This window comes from Nocardia sp. NPDC051832, assembly GCF_040681285.1.
Taxonomy (GTDB): Bacteria; Actinomycetota; Actinomycetes; order Mycobacteriales; family Mycobacteriaceae; genus Nocardia.
This window is the reverse complement of the sequence record NZ_JBFAYL010000002.1, coordinates 236,174-257,098: the sequence shown is the minus strand read 5'-3', so window position 1 is coordinate 257,098 and position 20,925 is coordinate 236,174. Positions and strand designations below refer to the sequence as shown.

Below are 20,925 nucleotides of genomic sequence, written 5' to 3'. Positions count from 1 at the left end.
TCGAGCCTTCGATGCGGCTCGGCTCAGAGGGCGGCGGCGATGCGGTCGCCGATTTCGACGGTCGAGGCGGGGCCGGTGCGGGCGGCGAGGTCCTTGGCGACGGCGGATTCGATGCGGGCCGCGGCCTCGGTGTGGCCCAGGTGGTTGAGGAGCAGGGAGACCGAGAGGATGGCGGCGGTGGGGTCGGCCTTGGATTGGCCGGCGATGTCGGGGGCGCTGCCGTGGACCGGCTCGAACATGGAGGGGTTGACGCCGGAGGCGTCGATGTTGCCGGAGGCGGCCAGGCCGATGCCACCGGAGACGGCGGCGGCGAGGTCGGTGATGATGTCGCCGAAGAGGTTGTCGGTGACGATGACGTCGAAGCGGCCCGGGTCGGTGACCATGTGGATGGTGGCGGCGTCGATGTGCTGGTAAGCCGTTGCGACATCGGGGAATTCGGTCGCGACCTGGTCGACGGTGCGCTGCCACAGCGAGCCGGCGAAGGTGAGCACATTGTTCTTGTGCACCAGCGTGAGGTGCTTGCGGCGGGTCTGCGCCAGGTTGAAGGCGTAGCGCACGACGCGCTCGATGCCGAAGCGGGTGTTGGTGCTCACCTCGGTGGCGACCTCGTGCGGGGTCCCGACGCGGATGGCGCCGCCGGTGCCGGTGTAAGGACCTTCGGTGCCTTCGCGCACGACGACGAAATCGATGTCGGGGCTACCGGCCAGCGGGCTGGTGACGCCGGTGAACAACTTGGACGGGCGCAGGTTCACATGATGGTCCAGCGCGAAGCGGGTGTGCAGCAGCAGCCCGCGCTCCAGCACGCCGCTGGGCACGGACGGGTCGCCGATGGCGCCGAGCAGGATCGCGTCGTGCTGCTTCAGCTCGGGGAGCACGTTCTCCGGCAGGATCTCGCCGGTCGCGTGGTAGCGCTTGGCACCCAGGTCGTATTCGGTCTTCTCGACACCGGGCAGCACCACGTCGAGCACCTTGAGTGCCTCGGCGATGACCTCGGGACCGATTCCGTCACCAGGGATGACAGCAAGCTTCATGAAAGTAATGCTCCTGTTCGAATTCGTGCGCCCGTCAACACGGCCCACGATAGCTGGCGGCCCCGATACCCCCGCCACCAGGGCAAACCTCTCTCACACAGTGAGATAGCCGAGCGTCGGTAGGGTTCGGACCATGTTCGACACCTACAGACTCGAGCGAAAGATCGACCGGCTCGAACGCAAACTCGACCTCATCCTCGAGCATCTGAACATCCCGGACCCGAGCCTGGCGTTCGACTACGCCGAGGTCGACGCGCTGATCAAGCGCGGCAAGAAGATTCAGGCGATCAAGGCCTATCGCGATCTCGATCCCGCGGCCAGCTTGGTGGAAGCCAAGGACGCGGTCGAGGCGCGGGCACGCGGCATCGGTTGACCGAAACGCCGAGTCCCTTCCACGCACTGTGGAAGGGACTCGGCGGCAAAGACTTTCAGCCGGCTCAGGCCAGGTCGACCAGCACGACCTTCGCCGCGCCGACGGCCTCGGCGATCGCGGCCTGCACGTCGGCGGCCACGTCCTGGTTGACGCGCAGCACCACGGTCGCGCCTTCCTGATCCACGTCCTGGCTCAGCTGCGCGGCCAGAATGTCGACGCCGGCCTCGCCGAGCTTGGTGCCGATCTTGCCCAGCGCACCCGGCTTGTCCTCGTAGTTGAGGACGGCCAGGTTCAGGCCCTCGGCGCGCATGTCGTAGTTGCGGCCGTTGATGTTGACGATCTTCTGCACCTGGTGCGGCTCGGTCAGGGTGCCGGCCACGTTCAGGGTGCTGCCGTCGCCGAACACGGCGCGCAGGTCCACCAGGCTGCGGTGGGTCGGGCTCTCGGTGTGCGTGCTGACCGAGGACTCCAGGCCGCGATCCTTGGCCAGCGACGGCGCGTTGACGAAGGTGACCGCGTCCTCGATGAGCGCGGAGAAGACGCCGCGCAGCGCCGAAAGCTCCAGCACCGCGACGTCGCTGGCAGCCAGCTCGCCGCGCACCTGGACCTCCAGGCTGACCGGCAGCTCGTCGGCGATGGCGCCGAGCAGCGCGCCCTGCTTGCGCACGATCTCCAGCCACGGCGCGACAACGTCGGTGACCGCGCCGCCGGTCACGTTGACCGCGCCGGGCACGAACTCACCGGCGAGGGCGAGCTGCACCGACTTGGCGACATCGGTGCCGGCCCGATCCTGCGCCTCGGCGGTGGACGCGCCCAGATGCGGGGTGACCACGACCTGCGGCAGGTTGAACAGCGGGCTGTCGGTGCACGGTTCGGTCTCGAACACATCCAGACCCGCGGCGCGCACGTGGCCCGAGGTGATGGCGTCGGCGAGCGCCTGCTCGTCGATCAGCCCGCCGCGGGCGGCGTTGACGATGATGACGCCCTTCTTGGTCTTGGCGATCGTCTCGGCGTTGATCATGCCCTTGGTTTCGGGCGTCTTCGGCAGGTGGATGGAGATGAAGTCGGCGCGCTCGAGCACCTCGTCCAAGGTCACCAGTTCGATGCCGAGCTGCGCGGCGCGCGCCGGGGAGGTGTAGGGGTCGTACGCGATGAGCTTGGTCTCGAACGCGGCCAGGCGCTGGGCGAAGAGCTGGCCGATCCGGCCCAGGCCGATGACGCCGACGGTCTTGCCGAAGATCTCGACGCCGTTGAACTTGCTGCGCTGCCAGGTGTGCTCACGCAGGGTGGCGTCGGCGGCGGGGATCTGGCGGGCGGCGGCGAGCAGCAGGGTGACGGCGTGCTCGGCGGCGGTGTGGATGTTGGAGGTCGGGGCGTTCACGACCATGACGCCGCGCTCGGTGGCCGCGGGCACGTCGACGTTGTCGAGGCCGACGCCGGCCCGGGCGACGATCTTCAGGTTCTTGCCGGCTTCGAGCACCTCGGCGTCGACGGTGGTCGCGGAGCGGACCAGCAGCGCGTCGGCCTCCGGTACCGCGGCGAGTAGTTCGGGACGGTTCGGGCCGTCGACCCAACGAACCTCGACTCCATCACCGAGCGCGTCGACGGTCGACTGGGCGAGCTTGTCGGCGATCAGGACAACGGGACGGCCTGCTTGGCTCACGATGGAGTACTCCTGGGGAATGGTGGTCGGCATTTACCGCCGCCTAGCTTAGTGGGATCGATTTCGGCCACCCTTACCCCCCGGTAGGCAGCCGCCGTCAGTGTGACACTCCGCGAGCAGGCCCGGACACGGCGGAAGGCCCCGCGCCACAGGGGCGAGAGGCCTTCCCACATTTCGCGCCGACCGGGCGGCGCGGGGTCGATCGAATTATTCGATCGGAAATTCGAATCAGCCGCCGAAGGAGCCGGTCCACAGGGTCTTGAAGATGCCGGAGAGGGCGGCACCAAAGGTGTTGAACAGGCCGTCGAGCGCAGCGGAACCGGTGTCGATGATAACGGGGATCATTTGAAAACCTCTTCGGTCGTAATGTTTCCAGTGAACTGGCTTGCACATGGCACATCGGGGCCCGGACGAATGCGGTTACGGAATTCTCACGATTAGTGATGCAGGACACATCGATGGGCTTGAAGTGGCCCAGGTCACCAAATATTGCCGCCAATGACCCTGGAATCTGGGGCTTTACCTGGGGAAATGCCACACCGGCAGGCTGGACGATCGACCAGTTCGCCAGAGCGTTGCGGCTTCATGTGAGAACTCTGGCAGCCGTCTAAGAATTGCTGGTAGACGAATTGAATGTCGAATCATTGAGGCCATTACAGCGGCACCTGCGCCCTGCCGATCGTCGACGACAATTCTCGGTGATTCACCCGTGATACTCACGTGATGAGCAGGCAACGCAACGCCGTGATTGCGTTGCACGACCCGCGCCGGGCACTGCTTACTATTCGGGCGAATCGGATTGATCAGACATCGGAACCCCGCCGACAGCAACGGACATATCGGGCATCGGCCAGCGGTCCGATGATCACGGCGCACCCGCGAAGATGTGGCCGATCGAACACCGCGCTCAGTCGATGAGGCGGACACCGAGGGCTTCGGGGCCGGCTTTGGCGTGCCGGATCTCGAACTCGACGCGTTGCCCTTCGGTGAGATTGCGGAAGCCGGAGCCGTCGAGTTCCAGATAGTCGACGAAGACGTCCAGGCCGCCGTCCTCGGAGATGAACCCGAAGCCCTTCTTCGTGTCGAACCACTTCACTGTGCCCTGCGCCACAAGCTCATCCTAGAACGGCCCCGAACGTGAGACAGCCCCCGCACCGTGCCGGTGCGGGGGCTGTCGAAGCTTAGATCGCGAGATCAGAGAACGCGGACGTCCTGCGCCTGCGGGCCCTTCTGGCCCTGGCCGATCTCGAACTCCACGCGCTGCCCCTCGTCGAGGGACCGGAAACCCGAGCCGCTAACAGCCGAGTAATGCACGAAGACGTCGGGGCCTCCGCCGTCTTGCGCGATGAAGCCGAAGCCCTTCTCGCTGTTGAACCACTTAACTACACCCTGAGCCATTTCATACCTTCTGTAGACGAGCCAGATTCTGGCAAACGGAATGCCCTGGTCTCGATGATCAACGATGCCATGATCCGACGAATTCGGCCACAGTCCGGTACCCCCGATGTGAGGAAAACAACCTCTGCCGCGCGGTGTGGCGACCGCCGCCCGATCGGCATTTCCCCCGCTCAACGCCCATTTCCATCCGGAAGTTCTGCGCGAGGAGGCCGATGGCGCAGCTGAGAAAAGTTCGCACCCGCCGGGCCGAGGTAGCGGAGCTGGTCGCGCTTGCCCGGCTCGTAGTCCGCTCGTCCGGAAAGATGTTGCGGCACACCGACTTCCCACCAGGCGCCGGCTTCGGTCCAGGTTGCGGGCTGGGTGCGGACCACTACCACGGCGGGCCGGGAGTGCTCGGCGGCCGCGCTCCGGGCCCGAGCATAGGCAGCACGGAATTCGACCAGGTCAGTGGCGGTATAGACCGCGCAACCCAGGGCTCGGGCGTGCTCGGCGAAATTCACCCGCGGTGGTTCGGCGAGGGTGGTTCGGCAATCGGCGTAGAAATTATTGAACGAAACTCCGCCCTGCCCCTCTTGCAGCCGCGCGATGACCGCGTAGCCGTCGTTGTCGCAGACGACGGCGACAAACGGATGGCCCGCGAACGCCGCGGAGAACAGCTCGGAATTGGCCATCAGATAGGAGCCGTCCCCGAGCAGCGTGGTGACCAGTCCTGTGGTGTGCGCCATGGCCGCGCCCCACGCGCCGGCCACTTCGTAGCCCATGCAGGAGAAGCCGTACTCGACGTCCATTTCCGGTGCGCCGCCGCGGGCCCGCCAGCCGCCGATCAGCTCGCCGGGGAGACCGCCGGAGGCGGTCATGACGTAGTCGCCGATCGCGCTGAGCTCGTTCACCACACCGACGACCTGGGCGTAGCTGGGTTCGCCCGCGGTGGGGGCACGGAGCTTGTCGATACCGGCATCCCAGGCCCCGCGCAGGGCCGCGGCGCGCTCGGTCCAGGACTGCTCGACCCGCCAATCCCGCTGCACATGCTCGGACAGCTCGGCGATGGTCGCCTGGGCATCGCCGACGATGGCCAGCGCGCCGTGCTTGACGGCGTCGAAGCGAGCCGTGTTGACGGTGACGAGGCGGACGCCGGGAGCGAAGACGGTCCAGGAGGCGGTCGTGAAGTCCTGCAAGCGGGTGCCGATCGCCAGGACCAGATCCGCTTCGGCGGCAAGGGCATTCGCCGATTCCGACCCGGTGATGCCGAGCGGGCCCGCGTGCAGCGGGTGGTCGTGCGGGACGAGAGTGCGGCCAGCGGTGGTTTCGGTCACCGGAATGCCGTGGCGCTCAGCGAACTCCAGTATCTGCGATACCGCGTCCGAATAGCGGACGCCGCCGCCGAGGACGATCAGCGGTCGCCCGGCGGTGCGGATGACGGCGGCGGCTTCGGCGAGTACCCGAATGTCGGGACGGGGACGCGGGATTCGATGCAGGACGGGCTCGAAGAGCGCGTCGGGGAAGTCGAAGGTCTCGGCTTGGACGTCCTGGGGCAGGGCCAGCGTGACCGGCCCCGCGTCGGCTGGATCGGTGAGCACGCGGGCCACTTGGGGCAGGGTGGCGATGAGCTGTTCGGGGCGGGTGACGCGGTCGAAGTACCGGCTGACGGCGCGGAAGGCGTCGTTGACGGTGCCGGTGGCGTCGTGGAAATGCTCAACCTGTTGCAGGACCGGATCCGGTGCGCGGCCGGTGAAGGTGTCACCTGGAAGCAGCAGCAGCGGAAGCCGATTCGCGTGCGCCACCCCGGCCGCGGTGACCATGTTCAGCGCCCCGGGGCCGATAGAGGAGGTCGCGACACCCACCTGACGGCGGTGCGTCGCTTTCGCATAGCCGACCGCCGCGAGTGCCATGCCCTGCTCGGTATGCCCTCGCCACGTGGGTATTTCGTCCCGCCGCTCCTGGAGCGCGGTGCCGAGGCCGAGCACGTTGCCGTGCCCGAAGATCGCGAACACCGCTGGGAACAACGGGACTTCACGACCATCGAGCGTTTCCGAGCGCTGTGCGATCAGCCAGGAGACGAGAGCTTGTGCGGTGGTCGACTTCATCGGAACCGTCCTCTACAGGCGCCCCTGGTGATTCGTGACGGGGCAGCGGGGGTCACGGGGTTGGGTGTTCCAGGTCTCGCGCACCCAGCTGTGCGCCGGGTCGTCGCAGAAGGCCATCGAGCGCTGCTCGGCGGGTCCCGCGAGCACGTTGAGGTAGTACATCGGGTAGCCGGGGGCCGCGATACACGGTCCGTGATAGCCGTGCGGGATCAGGAAGACATCGCCGTCCCGGACGGCGACGTTCTCGTCGAGCGTGCCGCCGTAGGTGCGGTGCATACCGAAACCAGTGCGGGACGGCGTGATTCCGTCCCCGCCTGCGATGCGGAAGTAGTAGATCTCCTCGTTCACGACCTCGCAGTCGCTCACCTCGTCGTGCTTGTGCGGCGGATAGGACGACCAGTTGCCGTCCGGCGTGAGCAGCTCACAGGCATTGAGTTTGTCGGCATGGTCCCAGACCCCGGGAACCCCGAAGTTGGTGACCTGACGGGTCGCCTGACCCGCACCGCGCACTTCCACCGGAACGTCCTCGGCAGGGCCGTATTTCGGCGTCAGGCGGCGCGTGCAACGCGCCATCGGCAACGCCGCCTCCAGGCCCTCCCGGCTGGACAGCTCGACCTCGGCGGCACGGGGAACGTACGCGAAGTCGGTGACCCGGGTGAAAACCGATGCACGCCCTTGCAGTTCGAAGGTCTGCCCGTCGACACGCACAGTCCCGGATCCCGCCAGCGGCAGCACGAACGCCTCGAACTCCCCGGTCCACACCGTCCTCGACGTCCCGGCGGCCACGCTCACCACCCGCAACCCGGCGTAACGCCACTGCGCCGTCTCCGGAGTCAGCAGAACAGGGTCGAGCCCGTCCATCAGAGTCCCCGCAGGGAGATGCAACGTCATCGCACCACCACCCGCCTGCTCACGGCGCACCTGCCCAGGCACCGCCGCCGCCGAATCCCCGCACGGACCACGCAGCGCTCGCGATCCATGCGACGGCCCCGTCGTCCCGGCCCGCTTTCGGCCGCGAGCCGGGGCGCCGCCGTGCGGTGGGTGATCGCGCTGGAATCCGCTGCCCGGGTCCCGGCCGGAAGCGCGCCGGGAGGACAGGGGTTCATCGGGCTTCCTTCAGGACTCGTGCCGCGGCGTCGACCGCCGCGGCTACGTCGCCGTCGGGCGGGTAGAGCAGGGAGCGGCCGACGACCAGGCCGCGGACTACGTCATGGGTGAGGGCGCTGCCCCACGCGGTCAAGTCAGCGGCGGGGTCACCGGACGGGATGCCGCCGAGGACGACTACCGGCAGCGTCGTGGCGTCGAGGACCGAGTTGTCGTCGGGTGCGGGGATTTTGAGCCAGGTGTAGGCGGAGGTGACGCCGAGGCCGGAGGCGACGGTTATGGCGCGGGAGAGTGCTGGAGCGTCCTTGCTCATGACCAGTGCGCCGGATTCGTCGCGGCGGTAGGGCAGCGGCTCGACCATGGCCATGAGGCCGTGGGCCGCGAGGTCGGAGACGGCCTGGGCGCAGGCGTGCAGGGTCGGGACGGTGCCGGGATCCGAATCCACCAGGCGCAGTAGCATTTTGCCGCCGTCGAGGCGGTACTTCACCAGTGAGGCGGCGTCGTAGCCGGTGAAGCGGTCGTCGATCTCCCATTCCGCGCCGGCCAGGCCGCCGCGGTTCATCGACCCGATGACGACCTTGTCGTTGAGGGCACCGAGGAGCAGGAGTTCTTCGACCACGTCCGGAGACCCGAGCACGCCGTCCACGGCCTCGTTGGACAACGCGATGAGCAGGCGCTCCAGCAGGGTCCGGCGATCGGCCATGGCAGTGCGATCCGCGCCGACTTCCAAGGCCCCGCGCGCCGGGTGATCAGCGGCGACGAGGAACAGGGTGCGCTTGTCCGGCATCAGCGTCGGGCGGCGGACGCGGCGAGCGTAGGCACGTTCGACAGCGCCCGGGTCGGTAGCGCGGATGCGCAGCAGTTCACGCCAGCGAGCATCGGTCAGATACATCACGCCTCCTTCGAACGGAACCTGCTCACTCACTGGTCGTTGCGGGGCACTCTGGTCGCCAGCGCGTCGATCTCCTCGTGCGTCGGCATCGCGTCCGCACACGCCAGCCGCGAAGCCACCAGTGCCCCAGCGGCGTTCGCGTAGACGGCGATGCGTTCCGGATCCCAGCCCGAGAGCAGACCGTGGCTCAGCGCGCCGCCGAACCCGTCGCCCGCGCCGAGCCCGCAGACCACCTGTACCGGACAGGGCGGCACCGTCCAGCGCGCCTCGGCGGTGGCGATCAGGACACCCTCGGCGCCGCGTTTGACGACCGCCAGGCTGACGCCCCGTGCGAGTATTCGGTCCGCGGCCGCATCCGGATCGGAAGTCCCCACGGCCACTTCGGTTTCGGCACGATTGCCCACCACCACGGTGACGTGGTCGAGCATCCAGGCGATCTCCGGGCGGGCCAGTGCCGGGTCCGGCCAGAACATCGGGCGGTAGTCGAGGTCGAGCACGGTGTGGCCACGACGGGCGCGGCGGTGCAGGATCGCGCGCTGCGTACTGCGGCTCGCCTCGGCACTGACGCCGGTGCCGGTCACCCACAGCAGCGGCACCCGATCCACCACATCCCAGGGGACATCGCGTGCTTCGATGGTCAGGTCGGGCGCGAGGGGCGAGCGGTAGAAGAGCAGCGGCGGGTCTTCCGGCGGATCCAGTGCGCAGAAGACCACGGGCGTCTGCAAATTCGGCGCGGTCGCCACGTATCGCGAAGTCACGCCGAATCTTTCGAGGGCGGACCGCACATAATCACCGAAACCATCGGGGCCGACCTTCGTCAGCACCGCGCTGCGCCGGCCGAGCCGCGCGGCGGCCACGGCGACGTTGGTCGCGGTGCCGCCCAGCGATTTCGCGAAGGTTTCGACCTCCGCGAGGGGCACGCCGCTCTGCTGCGGGTACAGGTCCACCCCGACCCGCCCGATCGTGAGGACCTCCAGCTCGGTCACGAGGCGTCCACCACCCGCTGGAGCTCGTGCTCCAGCGCCTCGAGTTCCGCGCCGCCCGCCATCTGCCTGGTCAGATCGGAGACATCGATCTCGGACTTGTCGTAGGAGCCGAGGACGCCGCCCCGCTTGAGCAGCAAGAAATGGTCGCCCACCGGGAAGGCATGATGCGGATTGTGGGTGATGAGCACGACCCCGAGCCCGCGATCCCGCGCTTGCACGACATAGCGCAGCACCACCCCGGCCTGTTTGACGCCGAGCGCCGCGGTGGGCTCGTCCAGGATCAGCACCTTCGCCCCGTAGTGCACCGCACGGGCGATCGCGACGCACTGCCGCTGTCCGCCGGAGAGCGTGCCGACCGGCTGCTCCATATCGCGAATCTCGATCCCCATGTCCGACAGTCCCTTTCGGGCGATCTCCCGCCCGGTGCGAATGTCGAGCATGCGGAACGGCCCGACACCGACGGTCGGTTCGGACCCGAGAACGAAGTTGCGCCACACGCTCATCAGCGGAACCACGGCCAAGTCCTGGTACACCGTCGCGATTCCGTGGTCCAAAGCCGCACGCGGAGAGGAGAACCGGGTGGGCACACCACCGAGCCGCAACTCCCCGCGGTCGTGCTGATGCACACCCGCGAGAATCTTGATCAACGTCGACTTGCCCGCGCCGTTGTCCCCGAGCACGCAGGTCACTTCCCCCGCGCGCACCGTCATCGAGACATCGTGCAGTGCCACCACACCGCCGTAGCTCTTACCGATATCGACGGTCTCGATCAGCGGCGGCCCCAGCGCATCCCTGGCCTGGTCGTCGTTCCCGGTCGAATCGCCGCGTGCCGCCGTCATCGCCTGACCCTCTCGGCTCGCTTCTGGAATCGATTGTTCACCAGTACCGCGGCCAGCAGGAGCACGCCCAGGAACAGCATGAACCAGTCGCTGTCCCAGCGGGCGAACACGATGCCCTGCCGCGCCATGCCGAAGATGAGCGCGCCGATCGCGGCGCCCACCGCGGACCCGAATCCGCCGGTGAGCAGGCAGCCGCCGACCACCGCGGCGATGATGTAGTGCAGCTCCAGCCCGATCCCCTGGTTGGCCTGCACGCTGGTGAACCGCAGGATCATGCAGGAGCCGACCACCCAGCCCGCGAACGCCGTGGTCATGAAGAGGATGATCTTCGTCCGGTCCGCGGGCACGCCAACCGCTCGGGCGCTGGGCAGCGATCCGCCGACGGCGAAGATCCAGTTCCCGAACTTGGTGCGGGTCAGCACGAACGCGGCGATCGCGGTGAGCACGATCCACCAGAGCACCGACGCCTGCACGCTGGTGCCGCCGATTTTCAGGGTGGAGGCGAAGACCGAGCCCGCGGACTCGTAGCCGGGCGCGCTCCGAATGCCCGCCACCTGAACCGTTCCCGTGACCAGCCGGGTGATGCCGAGGTTGAGGCCCTGGAGCGCCAGGAAGGTGCCGAGGGTGACGATGAAACTCGGCATCCCCGTCCGCATGACCAGCCAGCCGTTGAACGCGCCGACCGCCAGCGCGAGCAGCAGCGAAACCAGCAGCGCCGCCCAGACATTCCAGCCGGCGTGCACGGCCAGCAGGGCGGTGACCAGGGCCGTCGACGCGGTCATCACGCCCGCCGACAGATCGAACTCGCCGCCGATCATCAACAACGCCACCGCGACGGCCATGATGCCGAGGGTGGAGGCGTCGTCGAGCCAGTTCGCGATGCCCATCGGACTCAGGAACCGCTCGGTGACGATCGAGAAGAACACGAACACCAGCAGGGCGCCTAGGGCGGCGCCCACCTCCGGCCGCACGAGGAGGCGATGCAGCAGGGAGGGACCGGCTGCCGCAACGGTCATGTCATCGCCTCCTGCTCAGCGGGTGCCACGTGAGACCAGGGCGGCGACGGCTTCCACATTGTTCTTGTCCACGAACGCCGGACCGGTCTGCACGGGTGCGCCGCCGCCGAGGGTGTTGCGATTGGTTTGGTACAGCTTCAGCAGCACGACCGGGAGATAGCCCTGCTCGTACTGTTGCTGATCCACCGCGAACAGCAGCTTGCCCGCCTTGATCGCCTCCACCACATCGGAATTCAGGTCGAAAGTGGCGATGGTCGCGGCCGAGCTCGCCTCTTTGACGCCGTCGACGGCGCGCGCGGCGACCTGCGAATTCAAGGTCAGCACCGCGTCGATGGAGCGATCGGCTTCGACCGCGCCCTTGATCCGGGCCTGGGCGTCGGTGGGGTTGTTGATGTCGACCTGCAGCGTGCTGCCGTTGCCGAACGCCTTGGTGGCGCCGTCGCAGCGCTGGTTCGCGCCGATATTGCCGGCCTCGTGAATCACGCAGAGCAGCTTCTTCTTTCCGGCGTCGGCCAGGCGCTTGCCCGCGTTGGTCCCGGCGAGGGTCTCGCTCTGGCCGACGTGGGTGATGGCGCCGAACTTGGCGCTGTCGTTCTCGCCGGAGTTGATGGTGACCACCGGAATGCCCGCCGCCACCGCCTTTTCGATGGAGGAGCGCAGCGCGTCCGGGTTGGCCATGGAGACGACGAGGCCGCCGACGCCCTGCGCGACGGCGTTGTCGATCAGCTTGGCCTGCTGTCCCGGGTCGCCGGAGGAGTTGTAGTCGACGCGGACGCCGAGATCTTTGCCCGCCTGTTCGGCGCCGTTCTTCACGACGTTCCAGAAGGCGTCGCCGGCGCTGCCGTGCGTGACGACCGCGACCGACTCCAGGGTGCCCTGGGCCCCGGGGGATTCGGTCTTGGCGGGCTCGTCGGAGCCGGGTCCGCTACAGGCCGCCAGGATCGTCGCCGCGGCGATCCACGGCACCAAACGGCGTACGCGCTGTATCGACATCGTTGTCATCACTTCCCAACTACTTTCTCACCCGACGCCAGTGCGGTGCTGATCCCCGCGAGATAGCGCAAGCTTTGTTCGGTGTCCCGGCGCGGCCGGCTCGCCGCGCCGGTGGGCGCCAGAGCGGTGTCCTGCTCGATGACATACCAACCGCGGTAACCGGATTCGTGCATACCGCCTACCAGTGCCGCGATATCGACATCGCCCTCACCCAGCGGAACATACAGCCCCTGGCGCACCGCTTGGCTGTATTCGAGTTTGCCGCCCCGGATTTCGTCGGCGAGGTCGCTGCGCACGTCCTTGAGGTGGATGTGCCCGATCCGGCCGGGGTGGCGACGCGCCAGGCGCACCGGACTCGTACCGCCGATGAGCAGGTGCCCGGTATCCAGGCACAGGTCCAGATCCGAGTCGGCCAGGAAGCGCTCGACCTCGGCCTGGGTTTCGATCTGGGTGCCGACGTGTGGGTGCAGCACGGCGCGCAGGCCGTGTTCGGCGGCGATATCGCGGGCCCGCGTCGTGGTGTCGATCAAGGTTTGCCATTCCCGGCCGGTGAGGGGCGTGCGGCCGTCGTAGCCCTCGAGGCCGGTGGCCGCCGCGAGGATCAGGACCTCGGCGCCGGTCGCGGCGAACAACGCGGCGTTGCGCCGGACGGCCGCGAGGGCGAGATCGGGTTGATAGTGCAGGGGTACGGCGAGGAAACCGCCGATCGCGTGCATGCCGTATTCGTCCAGCAGCGCGCGCAGCGCACCCGGGTCGGTGGGCAGATAGCCCGGCGGCCCGAGTTCGGTCGCGGTGATGCCGAGCGCGGACATCTCGGCCAGCACGGTCCGGGTGTCGAGGACGTGGCCCCAGCCGGGAACCTCGCAGACGCCCCAGGAGATCGGCGCGCCCGCGATACGCGGCGGGTGGAACGGTTCGGCCATCAGGACTCTCCGACCTGTGCACGAGGGCTCGCGGATTGGAGCGCTCCAACTATGTAACGCAGGCCACAGCGTGTCAAGGGGTGTGCGCTCGGGCCGGAAAGCCGCGCCACCTCGGAAGACGTTGCCGTTCAGCCGAAGCGGAGCCGGGCGGCCGATCGATTAGAGCGCTCTATTGCCTAGCCGTAGCGGACCTTGTAACGTGCGAGCCGCACGGACACCGGAGCGGGTGCAGCGCCTGCCGGATCCGGCGGACCGGAGGCGAGATGGCGCGACCGACCATGGAGGACGTCGCCGCCCGGGCCGGCGTATCCCGCGCCCTGGTCTCGCTGGTCATGCGCAACTCGCCCAAGGTCAGCGAGCATCGCCGCCGCGCCGTGCTGGCGGCCGCGAAGGATCTCGGCTATCAGCCGCACATCATGGCGCGTTCGCTGGCCAGCCGGACCTCCAATATCGTCGGCGTGCTGGTCTCCGATCTGCGCAACGCGTTCTTCGCCGACGTGGTCGAGGGCATGGACACCGCGGCGCAGGAACTCGGCTTCGAACTCATCCTCAATACCGGACGCCGCAGCGCCGCCCGCGAACGCACCGCCGTGGAGAGCCTGCTCGCATTCCGGCCCGGCGGCATCATCCTGCTCTCCCCCGTGCTGCCCGCCGCCGCCATTCGTCTTGCGGCGCAACAGGGTCCGGTGGTGCTGGTGTCGCGTGGCTCGACCGTTCCCGAGGTCGACACCGTCAACGACGACGGGGAGGCCGGGTCCGCCCTGGCGGTAGACCATCTGGTGACGCTCGGGCACCGCCGCATCGTGCATCTCGACGGCGGCGCGGCGTTTTCCTCCGCCGCGCGCCGCCGCGGCTACCTCGCCGCCATGCGGCGCCACGGGCTGGAACCGATGGTCGTCCCCAGCGAACACACCGACTCCGCCGGTCTCGCCGCCGTGCAGCAATTGCGGAACCTGTTCTCCCACAACGACTTCCCCACAGCGCTGGTGTGCGGCAACGACTTCAACGCGGTCGGCGCCATGTCCGGGCTGGAGGAGGCCGGGCTGCGGGTGCCCGAGGACGTGTCGATCGTCGGCTACGACAACACCTCGCTGGCCGCGCTCCGCCACGTCTCGCTCACCACCATCGATCAACCACGCATCCAAATGGGCCGGCTCGCCCTCGAGGCCCTGGCCGAACGCCTGCGCGACGGACGGACCACTCCGGTCCGCCGCCGGGTCGAACCGTCTCTCGTCGTTCGCTCCACCACCGCCGCTCTCACCTGAGCTCAGCGCCCGCACCCAAGGAGATTCGATGACCACGACCGACCTCCGCATCGGCCTCGCCGGCACCGGCCGTATCGGCGCCGCCCACGCCGAAACCCTCAAATCCCTGCCCGGCGTCGGCTCCGTAGCCGTCGCCGACGCCGACGCGGCCCGAGCGCAGGCCACCGCGACCAAACTCGGCATCGATTTCGCGCCCGATGTCGAAACACTGCTCGACTCCGGACTTTCCGGCCTGGTCATCGCCACGGCGACCGACTCGCACCCCGAGCTGATCACCCGCGCGGTCGATCACGGCCTTCCGGTGTTCTGCGAGAAGCCGGTCGCCGCGGACATCCAGGGCACGCTCGCGGTGCTCCAGCATCTCGAAAACAGCGATGTCCCAGTACAAATCGGCTTTCAGCGGCGCTTCGACGCCGGCTACCGCGCGGCCCGCGCCGCCATCACCTCGGGTGAACTCGGCTGGCTGCACACGCTGCGCGCCACCACCCTCGACCCGGCACCGCCGCCCGCGGAGTACGTCGCCCGCTCGGGCGGGCTGTTCCGGGACTGCGGTGTCCACGATTTCGACATCATCCGCTGGGTCACCGGGCGCGAGGTCGTCCAGGTGTACGCCACGGGCGGCAATCGAGGCGACGAATTCTTCAGTACCGCAGGCGATGTCGACACCGCCGTGGTCTCCCTGACGCTCGACGACGGGACGCTCGCGACGGTGTCGCTGTCCCGGTACAACGGCGCCGGTTACGACGTGCGACTGGAAGCCCTCGGCTCGCGCGGCAACGCCATCGTCGGCCTGGACGACCGCACACCCCTGCGCTCCGTCGAACCCGGCTGTCCCCCATCCACTTCCCCGGCCTACCCCAACTTCATGGAGCGATTCCACCACGCCTACACCGCCGAACTCCTCGCCTTCCTCTCGGTAGTCACCGGCGAGATTCCCACCCCCTGTCATCCCGCTGACGCGCTCGAGGCCTTCTACATCGCCGAGGCCTGCGAACTCTCGCGCCGCGACGGCCGCCCGGTGCGCCACGACGAGGTGCGCCGCTAGAGCGGTCCGAACCGACCGCTCCGGTAGCGGCGGGATGTCGTACTGCGGTGACACACTGGTGGTGGACAGCGTGCCCGCGCTGATCCGGTTTGGATTTCCTTGGGGGGGTTCCCATGTCGCACGTCTTGCCTACCGCTGTGTCGATCGTGTGTGTCGCCACCGCTGTCGCCGCTCTACTCGCCTCCGCCGTCACCGATCTGCGCGCCGATCGTGCTGCTCGGGCTGCCGAATCCTGTTTCATCAACGGGGATCTGCCGACCGACGCGTACTTCACCAACCAGTCGCGGTTCAGCCTGTACCAGCGGCTCACGCTGCGGCTCATCGCTTGTGGTGTGGTGCTGATGCTGGTGGGGATCGCGATATCCGGCTGGGCCACTTGGCAATACGTGCACAGCGCGCACTGACCCGAAATTCGGGTGCTTTGGGGCCCCAGCGGACATACCGTGGCCGGGTGCGGAAGACACCACAGGAGAAGAAACGGCTCAGTTACGCGAAAGACTGCCGCAACGAGTACGGCGAGAACGACAAGGCGTCGCGTAAGAACATCCCGCGCGCCCGGGCCCGGGCGCATCGGGCCAATCGGCACTTCGACGCGCAGTCCCTGGCGCGGGCGGCAGGTCCCGTGGATGTGGCGTGGGCCGACCATGCCGAGCAGGAAGTACGCGCGCATCGGCGCAAGGTGTTCCGCAAACGGCGCGATATCCCGCTCGGCGAGCACGTTGTGTGGAAATTGGGGCGGCGTAACGTGCCCAAACCGCCTCGGCACGCCGCTGATTCACCAAGTCGCTCCGAAGCCGCGGGAGCTCCCGATATGTCCGGCATGTCGGTCGCGCATGGTAAGCAGATAGTCAGGCGGCATGATCCGCGCGGCGCGGCACAGGAGGTTTGGTAATGACCGATCAACTTTCCGCACTACCCGACGGATACGAGATATCCACCGACGCTGCCCGTCTCGATGCGGGCCTGGTCCATCAGTGGCTGTCCACCGATTCGTACTGGGCTATGGGCCGGACTCGGGCGAAGCATGATGCGGCCATCGCTGGATCGCTGAATTTCGGGGTGTACGAGTCTGTTTCCGGTGTGCAGGTGGGATACGCGCGGGTCGTGACCGACCTCGCCACCTTCGCGTGGCTGTGCGATGTCTACATCGATCGGTCTGTTCGCGGGAAAGGATTCGGCACAACCCTCGCGATCGCCGTCCGCGACCACCTCGAGCCTTTCGGGCTGGGGCGGATCTTGCTCGCCACCGGAGACGCGCACGGGGTCTACGCGAAGGTCGGATTCCAGCCTTTGGAGAAACCCGGCGACTGGATGGCGCTGCGCAGCTCTTGATGCGGGGGCTCTCAGGCAGGGAGTAGGCGGGCGACTACTTCGGCCAGTTGCTTGACGTTGCGGCATTCGTGCATGGTCACCTGCTCGGCGTAGTGGTGGGCCGCGGAATCACCCGTCGACCAGGAGCGCGACGGTTCCGGATTCAGCCAGTACACATGCTTGGCGCGATCACACATCTGTTGCAGGGCAGTGATGTTCGGGTCGGTGCGGTTGGTGCGGGCGTCGCCGAGGATGAGCAGTGAGGTGCGGGGTCCGAGTGCGTCGAGGTAGTGGTCGGCAAAGCCCTGCAAGGCTTCGCCGTAGTTGCTGCTGCCGAAACGGGCGACTCGGGACTCTCGGAGGATGCGCGCCGACAATCCGGGCTCGGGCGGTTCGCCGGGAGTGAAGAAGCCGGTGATCTCGTCACAGGTGTCGACGAAGCCGAAGCTGCGGACGCGGCTGAACTGGTCTTGCAGGGCCTGCACGAGTTGCAGGGTGAATTCGGCGAAGCCGGTGACCGAGCCGGAAAGGTCGGCGAAGACGACTAGGTCGGGGCGGCCGTGCTTGCGGGCCCGCAGCACCGGGTCGACGGGGACGCCGCCGGTGGCCATGGAGCGGCGCAACGTGCGGCGCATGTCGATCTGGCCGCGGACGGCCTTCTTGCGGCGGGCGGCCAGGCGGGTGGCGAGCTTGCGCGCCAAAGGGCTGACCAGGCGGCGCATTTCGGCGAGGTCCTGTTCCCGGGCGCCCAGGAAATCGATCTGGTCGGCCGCGGATTCGATGCCGCGGCGGGCGATGTAGTCGGTGCCGCGGAGTTCGGCGGAGCGCAGGCGAGCCTCGGTCTGCACCTGGGTGCGGAAGTCGGTGAGGCGGCGCTGGGCTTCGATGGTGTGGACGGCGGTGTCGAGTTGGCCGGAGCCGCCCATGGCTTCGATGACGCGGTCCTGAAGATCTTCCGGGCGCAGGTTCTTCATGGTCAGGTAGGACGACCAGCCCGCGCCGGAAGCGGTCGTGACGGGCTGATCGGACTGCCCGGTGCCGACACCGCCGTAGCCGCCGAGCATGGTGAGCGCCTGGCGGGCGAGTTCGGTGACGGCGGCGGGGTCGTCCTGCGCGAGGGCGTCCACCAAACGGTCACGGAGCTGGTCCAGCGGAATGTCTGGAACCTGCTGCGGCAGTTCCGAACCCAGGAAGTACAGGTCGAAGAGCTGGTCGAAGACGGACCGCTGCCCGTTGCGGCGCAGCAGGGTTGCGGCGAGTCCGGATCTGAGCCGATTCGGGTCCGACAACCCCAGCGCGATGATCGCCTCGGCGGCGTCGACGGTTTCGCTCGGTCCCGCGTTGATGCCGTGCTCGCGCAGGATCCCGACGAAGTCGACGAGCCGATCGGTCATCGTCCGGCTGCCGAGTCGGGTCACCGTGCGTCCTTGTCGCCGGCATCCGGATCGAGCAGCGCGAGCCGCTCGATCGCCACCCGATGGTCGGACTGGTACTTCAGCAGCACCCCGAGCGTGGAGCGCACCACGCCGCTGGTCAGGTTGCGCGCGCCGAGAGTCACCAATGTTCGTGCCCAGTCGACAGTTTCGGCGATGGACGGCGACTTGCGCAGCGACAGCTGGCGCAGCGCGCCGACCATCTCGACCGCCGAGGCCGCGACGACCTCGTCCAGTTCCGGCACCTTCAATCGGACGATCGCGCGTTCCAATTCTGCTGTTGGATAGTCGATATGGAGGTAGAGGCAGCGGCGCTTCAACGCCTCGGAGAGGTCGCGGTTGGCGTTCGAGGTGAGGACGACGAACGGTTTACGCACGGCGGTGATGGTGCCGAGTTCGGGGATGCTGACCTGGAAATCGCCCAGCACCTCCAGCAGCAGACCCTCGAGTTCGACGTCGGCCTTGTCGAGTTCGTCGATGAGCAGGACCGTCGAGTGCGGGTTGCGGATCGCGGCGAGCAGCGGCCGTTCGAGCAGGAATTCGTCGGTGAAGACGTGATCGCGGGTGCTGTCCCAGTTCTCGCGCTCCGCGGTGATCCGCAGCAGCTGCTTGGCGTGGTTCCACTCGTAGAGCGCACGGGCCTCGTCGATGCCCTCATAGCACTGCAAGCGCACCAGCTCCGAGCTGGTCGCCTCCGCCACCGCCTTGGCGAGTTCGGTCTTGCCGACGCCGGCCGGTCCCTCGATCAGCAGCGGCTTGCCCAGGTGCCCGGCGAGGAACACGGCGGTGGCGATATCGGTGGACGGCAGGTATCCCGCCGCGGACAACCGCGCGGTCACCTCATCCACCGACGCAAAGAACTTACTCATCGGTAACCAGTGTAGGGAAGGCTCAGTACGCCTCGGGAGCGGCCTCGATGCGGCCGGAGTCGATCGCCTCGAGCATGATCAGGCGATCGGCGATGGTCTGGTCGGCGTAGGCGTGGGCGAACTCCGCCATCGCCTTGTCGAACACGTCACCGTTGCCCAGGTAGGCGGCGATCGCGACCCGGTCGCCGGAGCGGGCGTGCGCGCGGGCCAGGGTGGCGCCGCACAGCTCGGCGTAGGCCGCGAGCACCGGGGCGGGCATTTCCTCCAGGACCACCGAACCCTTCATATCGCGCAGCTGGCGCACGTAATAGTTGCGGTTTTCCAGGCCGGTGGCCCAGCCCAGCAGGATGTCGCTGGTGGCCTGCATGAGGCGCTGGCCCGCCACGACCCGGTGGCCCTGGTGTCGGAACCTGCTCGGCTTCAGATAGGGGGCGAGAATCGACGCCTCCGCCTGTTTGGCTTGCAGGAACAGCGGGTCACCGGTGTGCAGGTCCGCCAGCAGCAGGATGTAGCAGCGGGTGCCGACGCTGCCGACGCCGACCACCTTGCGGGCGGTGTCGACCAGCCGGTACCGATCCAGCAAAGGGCGGCGTTCCTCGGCGATGGTGCGGCGGTAGTCGCCGTAGGCGACGTCGATCGCACCCTTCTCGGCTTCGGTGGTCTCGGTGACGAACGGGACTTTCTCCCGGATGCGCCGGCCGCCGTCGGCGCCGGGTTCGGTGAGCTTGTGCAGGGCCTGAGCGCTGGTGCGGGCGCGGGCGTCCTGGATGATCTTCGCCGCGCCTTTGCGGAAGCGGACGGTGCTCATCAGGTCCTCGACCGCCTGGGCGTTGGTGCGCTCATACCAGACGGTGATCGAGTCCAGACCGGCCAAGCGATGCATTGCCTCGCGGTAGCCACGAACTCCGGCCAGGACCGCTGTATTCGCTTCGGCGTCGCTGCCGCCGTTGGCGCGAGTGGCCACCGCGATACTGGCCGCGAGGCGTTTGACGTCCCATTCGAACGGGCCGGGGAGGGTTTCGTCGAAGTCGTTGAGGTCGAAGACCAGTTCGCGTTCCGGGGAGGCGAACAGGCCGAAATTGGACAGGTGCGCGTCACCGCAGAGTTGCACGATCAGGTCGGTGCGCGGGCCGACGGCGAGGTCGGCGGCCATGATCGCGGGAGCGCCGCGATAGAAGGGGAACGGGCCGGTCGACATGCGCGCATACCGAATGGGCACGAGATCCGGGACCCGAGTTTTCGCCTGCTTTTCCAGGATCGTCACCGGGTTGGCGCGCTGCTTCGGCGGCCGCCATTCCGCGTGCGCGGAACGCGGCACCACCTTGCGGGCCGCCCGGCCTTCCACAGCGGCGGAAAGATCGGTTCGAGTGGTCGCCGCGCTCGTCATCGGCCCAGTCTTCCGCCGATATTCCGGAGCGGCAAGGCATTGAACCGTTGCGTTACGGCTCCGCCGCACAATGGTTGCTATTCAATTGCCTGACGCTCTCGGCTCGCAAGATCTACCGCAGCTCGCGCGGACCCCCGAAAGTCGGGTTAGCCCCACCTGAACCTCAGGGTGCACCCCGACGAGGTCTCATACCCGAGAGTGAGATCTGCACTGGAATACCTTTCCACCAGTGACCTTTCAGCCCGAGTGCGGCACAGTGTCAGGTGTGCGAACGCCGCGAACGCGCATGTTCGCCGAAGAGCCGAAAGGATTT

General features: G+C 67.8%; 21 protein-coding genes. 6 read left to right on the top strand and 15 right to left on the bottom strand.

The window, feature by feature from the left end:
• Positions 1 to 23: 23 nt before the first annotated feature.
• Entirely contained in the window at positions 24 to 1,031 is a 1,008-nt protein-coding gene (locus AB0M14_RS10925; protein WP_364992169.1) for a 3-isopropylmalate dehydrogenase, read from the bottom strand.
• Positions 1,032 to 1,164: 133 nt separating this feature from the next.
• Here AB0M14_RS10925 and AB0M14_RS10920 point away from each other — a divergent pair, with 133 nt between their 5' ends.
• Positions 1,165 to 1,404 (top strand): hypothetical protein, encoded by a 240-nt coding sequence (locus AB0M14_RS10920; RefSeq protein WP_364992167.1) that lies wholly within the window; start codon positions 1,165 to 1,167, stop codon positions 1,402 to 1,404.
• A 64-nt stretch (positions 1,405 to 1,468) separates the two neighbouring features.
• Here AB0M14_RS10920 and serA read toward each other — a convergent pair whose 3' ends face one another.
• The 11 genes from serA to AB0M14_RS10865 all read right to left on the bottom strand — a co-directional run bounded on the left by serA (position 1,469) and on the right by AB0M14_RS10865 (position 13,302).
• A complete protein-coding gene (gene serA / locus AB0M14_RS10915) occupies positions 1,469 to 3,067 on the bottom strand; it encodes a phosphoglycerate dehydrogenase (RefSeq protein ID WP_364995640.1) in 1,599 nt (532 codons plus the stop codon).
• 907 nt (positions 3,068 to 3,974) lie between these two features.
• On the bottom strand, positions 3,975 to 4,178 hold the full coding sequence (locus tag AB0M14_RS10910; protein ID WP_364992165.1) for a cold-shock protein: 204 nt from the start codon (positions 4,176 to 4,178) through the stop codon (positions 3,975 to 3,977).
• An 83-nt stretch (positions 4,179 to 4,261) separates the two neighbouring features.
• Positions 4,262 to 4,465, bottom strand: a complete 204-nt coding sequence (locus AB0M14_RS10905) for a cold-shock protein (RefSeq protein ID WP_040708909.1) — start codon at positions 4,463 to 4,465, stop codon at positions 4,262 to 4,264.
• 170 nt (positions 4,466 to 4,635) lie between these two features.
• On the bottom strand, positions 4,636 to 6,549 hold the full coding sequence (iolD, locus tag AB0M14_RS10900) for a 3D-(3,5/4)-trihydroxycyclohexane-1,2-dione acylhydrolase (decyclizing) (RefSeq protein ID WP_364992162.1): 1,914 nt from the start codon (positions 6,547 to 6,549) through the stop codon (positions 4,636 to 4,638).
• A 12-nt stretch (positions 6,550 to 6,561) separates the two neighbouring features.
• On the bottom strand, positions 6,562 to 7,440 hold the full coding sequence (gene iolB / locus AB0M14_RS10895; protein WP_364992158.1) for a 5-deoxy-glucuronate isomerase: 879 nt from the start codon (positions 7,438 to 7,440) through the stop codon (positions 6,562 to 6,564).
• A 211-nt stretch (positions 7,441 to 7,651) separates the two neighbouring features.
• Positions 7,652 to 8,545 (bottom strand): aldolase, encoded by an 894-nt coding sequence (locus tag AB0M14_RS10890; protein ID WP_364992154.1) that lies wholly within the window; start codon positions 8,543 to 8,545, stop codon positions 7,652 to 7,654.
• 29 nt (positions 8,546 to 8,574) lie between these two features.
• Entirely contained in the window at positions 8,575 to 9,531 is a 957-nt protein-coding gene (gene iolC, locus AB0M14_RS10885; protein WP_364992151.1) for a 5-dehydro-2-deoxygluconokinase, read from the bottom strand.
• Positions 9,528 to 10,370 carry an ATP-binding cassette domain-containing protein gene (locus AB0M14_RS10880; protein ID WP_364992148.1) on the bottom strand — a complete coding sequence of 281 codons (843 nt, stop codon included), beginning with the start codon at positions 10,368 to 10,370 and terminating at the stop codon, positions 9,528 to 9,530. The genes iolC and AB0M14_RS10880 overlap by 4 nt, the downstream gene beginning before the upstream one ends.
• Entirely contained in the window at positions 10,367 to 11,386 is a 1,020-nt protein-coding gene (locus tag AB0M14_RS10875) for an ABC transporter permease (RefSeq protein WP_364992145.1), read from the bottom strand. Before AB0M14_RS10875 ends, AB0M14_RS10880 begins: the two co-directional genes overlap by 4 nt.
• A gap of 15 nt (positions 11,387 to 11,401) precedes the next feature.
• On the bottom strand, positions 11,402 to 12,379 hold the full coding sequence (locus AB0M14_RS10870) for a sugar ABC transporter substrate-binding protein (protein WP_364992142.1): 978 nt from the start codon (positions 12,377 to 12,379) through the stop codon (positions 11,402 to 11,404).
• 8 nt (positions 12,380 to 12,387) lie between these two features.
• Positions 12,388 to 13,302: a TIM barrel protein gene (locus tag AB0M14_RS10865; RefSeq protein ID WP_364992139.1), complete on the bottom strand. Its 915-nt coding sequence runs from the start codon at positions 13,300 to 13,302 to the stop codon at positions 12,388 to 12,390.
• A 263-nt stretch (positions 13,303 to 13,565) separates the two neighbouring features.
• Here AB0M14_RS10865 and AB0M14_RS10860 point away from each other — a divergent pair, with 263 nt between their 5' ends.
• From AB0M14_RS10860 to AB0M14_RS10840, 5 genes are all read left to right on the top strand, one after another.
• Positions 13,566 to 14,567, top strand: a complete 1,002-nt coding sequence (locus AB0M14_RS10860) for a LacI family DNA-binding transcriptional regulator (RefSeq protein ID WP_364992135.1) — start codon at positions 13,566 to 13,568, stop codon at positions 14,565 to 14,567.
• A gap of 28 nt (positions 14,568 to 14,595) precedes the next feature.
• Positions 14,596 to 15,612, top strand: a complete 1,017-nt coding sequence (locus AB0M14_RS10855; RefSeq protein WP_364992133.1) for a Gfo/Idh/MocA family oxidoreductase — start codon at positions 14,596 to 14,598, stop codon at positions 15,610 to 15,612.
• A 113-nt stretch (positions 15,613 to 15,725) separates the two neighbouring features.
• Positions 15,726 to 16,016 (top strand): hypothetical protein, encoded by a 291-nt coding sequence (locus AB0M14_RS10850; RefSeq protein WP_364992131.1) that lies wholly within the window; start codon positions 15,726 to 15,728, stop codon positions 16,014 to 16,016.
• Positions 16,017 to 16,063: 47 nt separating this feature from the next.
• Positions 16,064 to 16,504, top strand: a complete 441-nt coding sequence (locus AB0M14_RS10845) for a hypothetical protein (RefSeq protein ID WP_364992129.1) — start codon at positions 16,064 to 16,066, stop codon at positions 16,502 to 16,504.
• Positions 16,504 to 16,944 (top strand): GNAT family N-acetyltransferase, encoded by a 441-nt coding sequence (locus AB0M14_RS10840; RefSeq protein ID WP_364992126.1) that lies wholly within the window; start codon positions 16,504 to 16,506, stop codon positions 16,942 to 16,944. The genes AB0M14_RS10845 and AB0M14_RS10840 overlap by 1 nt, the downstream gene beginning before the upstream one ends.
• Positions 16,945 to 16,955: 11 nt before the next feature.
• Here the strand turns inward: AB0M14_RS10840 and AB0M14_RS10835 are convergent, their stop codons facing one another.
• From AB0M14_RS10835 to AB0M14_RS10825, 3 genes are read right to left on the bottom strand one after another with little or no spacing between them, the layout of a single operon-like run.
• On the bottom strand, positions 16,956 to 18,341 hold the full coding sequence (locus AB0M14_RS10835; protein WP_364992124.1) for a VWA domain-containing protein: 1,386 nt from the start codon (positions 18,339 to 18,341) through the stop codon (positions 16,956 to 16,958).
• Positions 18,338 to 19,225 (bottom strand): MoxR family ATPase, encoded by an 888-nt coding sequence (locus tag AB0M14_RS10830; RefSeq protein ID WP_364992122.1) that lies wholly within the window; start codon positions 19,223 to 19,225, stop codon positions 18,338 to 18,340. The genes AB0M14_RS10835 and AB0M14_RS10830 overlap by 4 nt, the downstream gene beginning before the upstream one ends.
• 22 nt (positions 19,226 to 19,247) lie before the next feature.
• A complete protein-coding gene (locus AB0M14_RS10825) occupies positions 19,248 to 20,612 on the bottom strand; it encodes a DUF2252 domain-containing protein (RefSeq protein ID WP_364992119.1) in 1,365 nt (454 codons plus the stop codon).
• Positions 20,613 to 20,925: the final 313 nt, after the last annotated feature.

Bases quoted from the DNA above. Each gene is read 5' to 3' on its own strand.
- AB0M14_RS10925 (WP_364992169.1), bottom strand. From the start codon at position 1,031: ATGAAGCTTGCTGTCATCCCTGGTGACGGAATCGGTCCCGAGGTCATC.
- AB0M14_RS10920 (WP_364992167.1), top strand. From the start codon at position 1,165: ATGTTCGACACCTACAGACTCGAGCGAAAGATCGACCGGCTCGAACGC.
- AB0M14_RS10905 (WP_040708909.1), bottom strand. From the start codon at position 4,465: ATGGCTCAGGGTGTAGTTAAGTGGTTCAACAGCGAGAAGGGCTTCGGC.
- iolD (WP_364992162.1), bottom strand. From the start codon at position 6,549: ATGAAGTCGACCACCGCACAAGCTCTCGTCTCCTGGCTGATCGCACAG.
- iolB (WP_364992158.1), bottom strand. From the start codon at position 7,440: ATGACGTTGCATCTCCCTGCGGGGACTCTGATGGACGGGCTCGACCCT.
- AB0M14_RS10890 (WP_364992154.1), bottom strand. From the start codon at position 8,545: ATGTATCTGACCGATGCTCGCTGGCGTGAACTGCTGCGCATCCGCGCT.
- AB0M14_RS10880 (WP_364992148.1), bottom strand. From the start codon at position 10,370: ATGACGGCGGCACGCGGCGATTCGACCGGGAACGACGACCAGGCCAGG.
- AB0M14_RS10875 (WP_364992145.1), bottom strand. From the start codon at position 11,386: ATGACCGTTGCGGCAGCCGGTCCCTCCCTGCTGCATCGCCTCCTCGTG.
- AB0M14_RS10870 (WP_364992142.1), bottom strand. From the start codon at position 12,379: ATGTCGATACAGCGCGTACGCCGTTTGGTGCCGTGGATCGCCGCGGCG.
- AB0M14_RS10865 (WP_364992139.1), bottom strand. From the start codon at position 13,302: ATGGCCGAACCGTTCCACCCGCCGCGTATCGCGGGCGCGCCGATCTCC.
- AB0M14_RS10860 (WP_364992135.1), top strand. From the start codon at position 13,566: ATGGCGCGACCGACCATGGAGGACGTCGCCGCCCGGGCCGGCGTATCC.
- AB0M14_RS10855 (WP_364992133.1), top strand. From the start codon at position 14,596: ATGACCACGACCGACCTCCGCATCGGCCTCGCCGGCACCGGCCGTATC.
- AB0M14_RS10850 (WP_364992131.1), top strand. From the start codon at position 15,726: ATGTCGCACGTCTTGCCTACCGCTGTGTCGATCGTGTGTGTCGCCACC.
- AB0M14_RS10840 (WP_364992126.1), top strand. From the start codon at position 16,504: ATGACCGATCAACTTTCCGCACTACCCGACGGATACGAGATATCCACC.
- AB0M14_RS10830 (WP_364992122.1), bottom strand. From the start codon at position 19,225: ATGAGTAAGTTCTTTGCGTCGGTGGATGAGGTGACCGCGCGGTTGTCC.
- AB0M14_RS10825 (WP_364992119.1), bottom strand. From the start codon at position 20,612: ATGACGAGCGCGGCGACCACTCGAACCGATCTTTCCGCCGCTGTGGAA.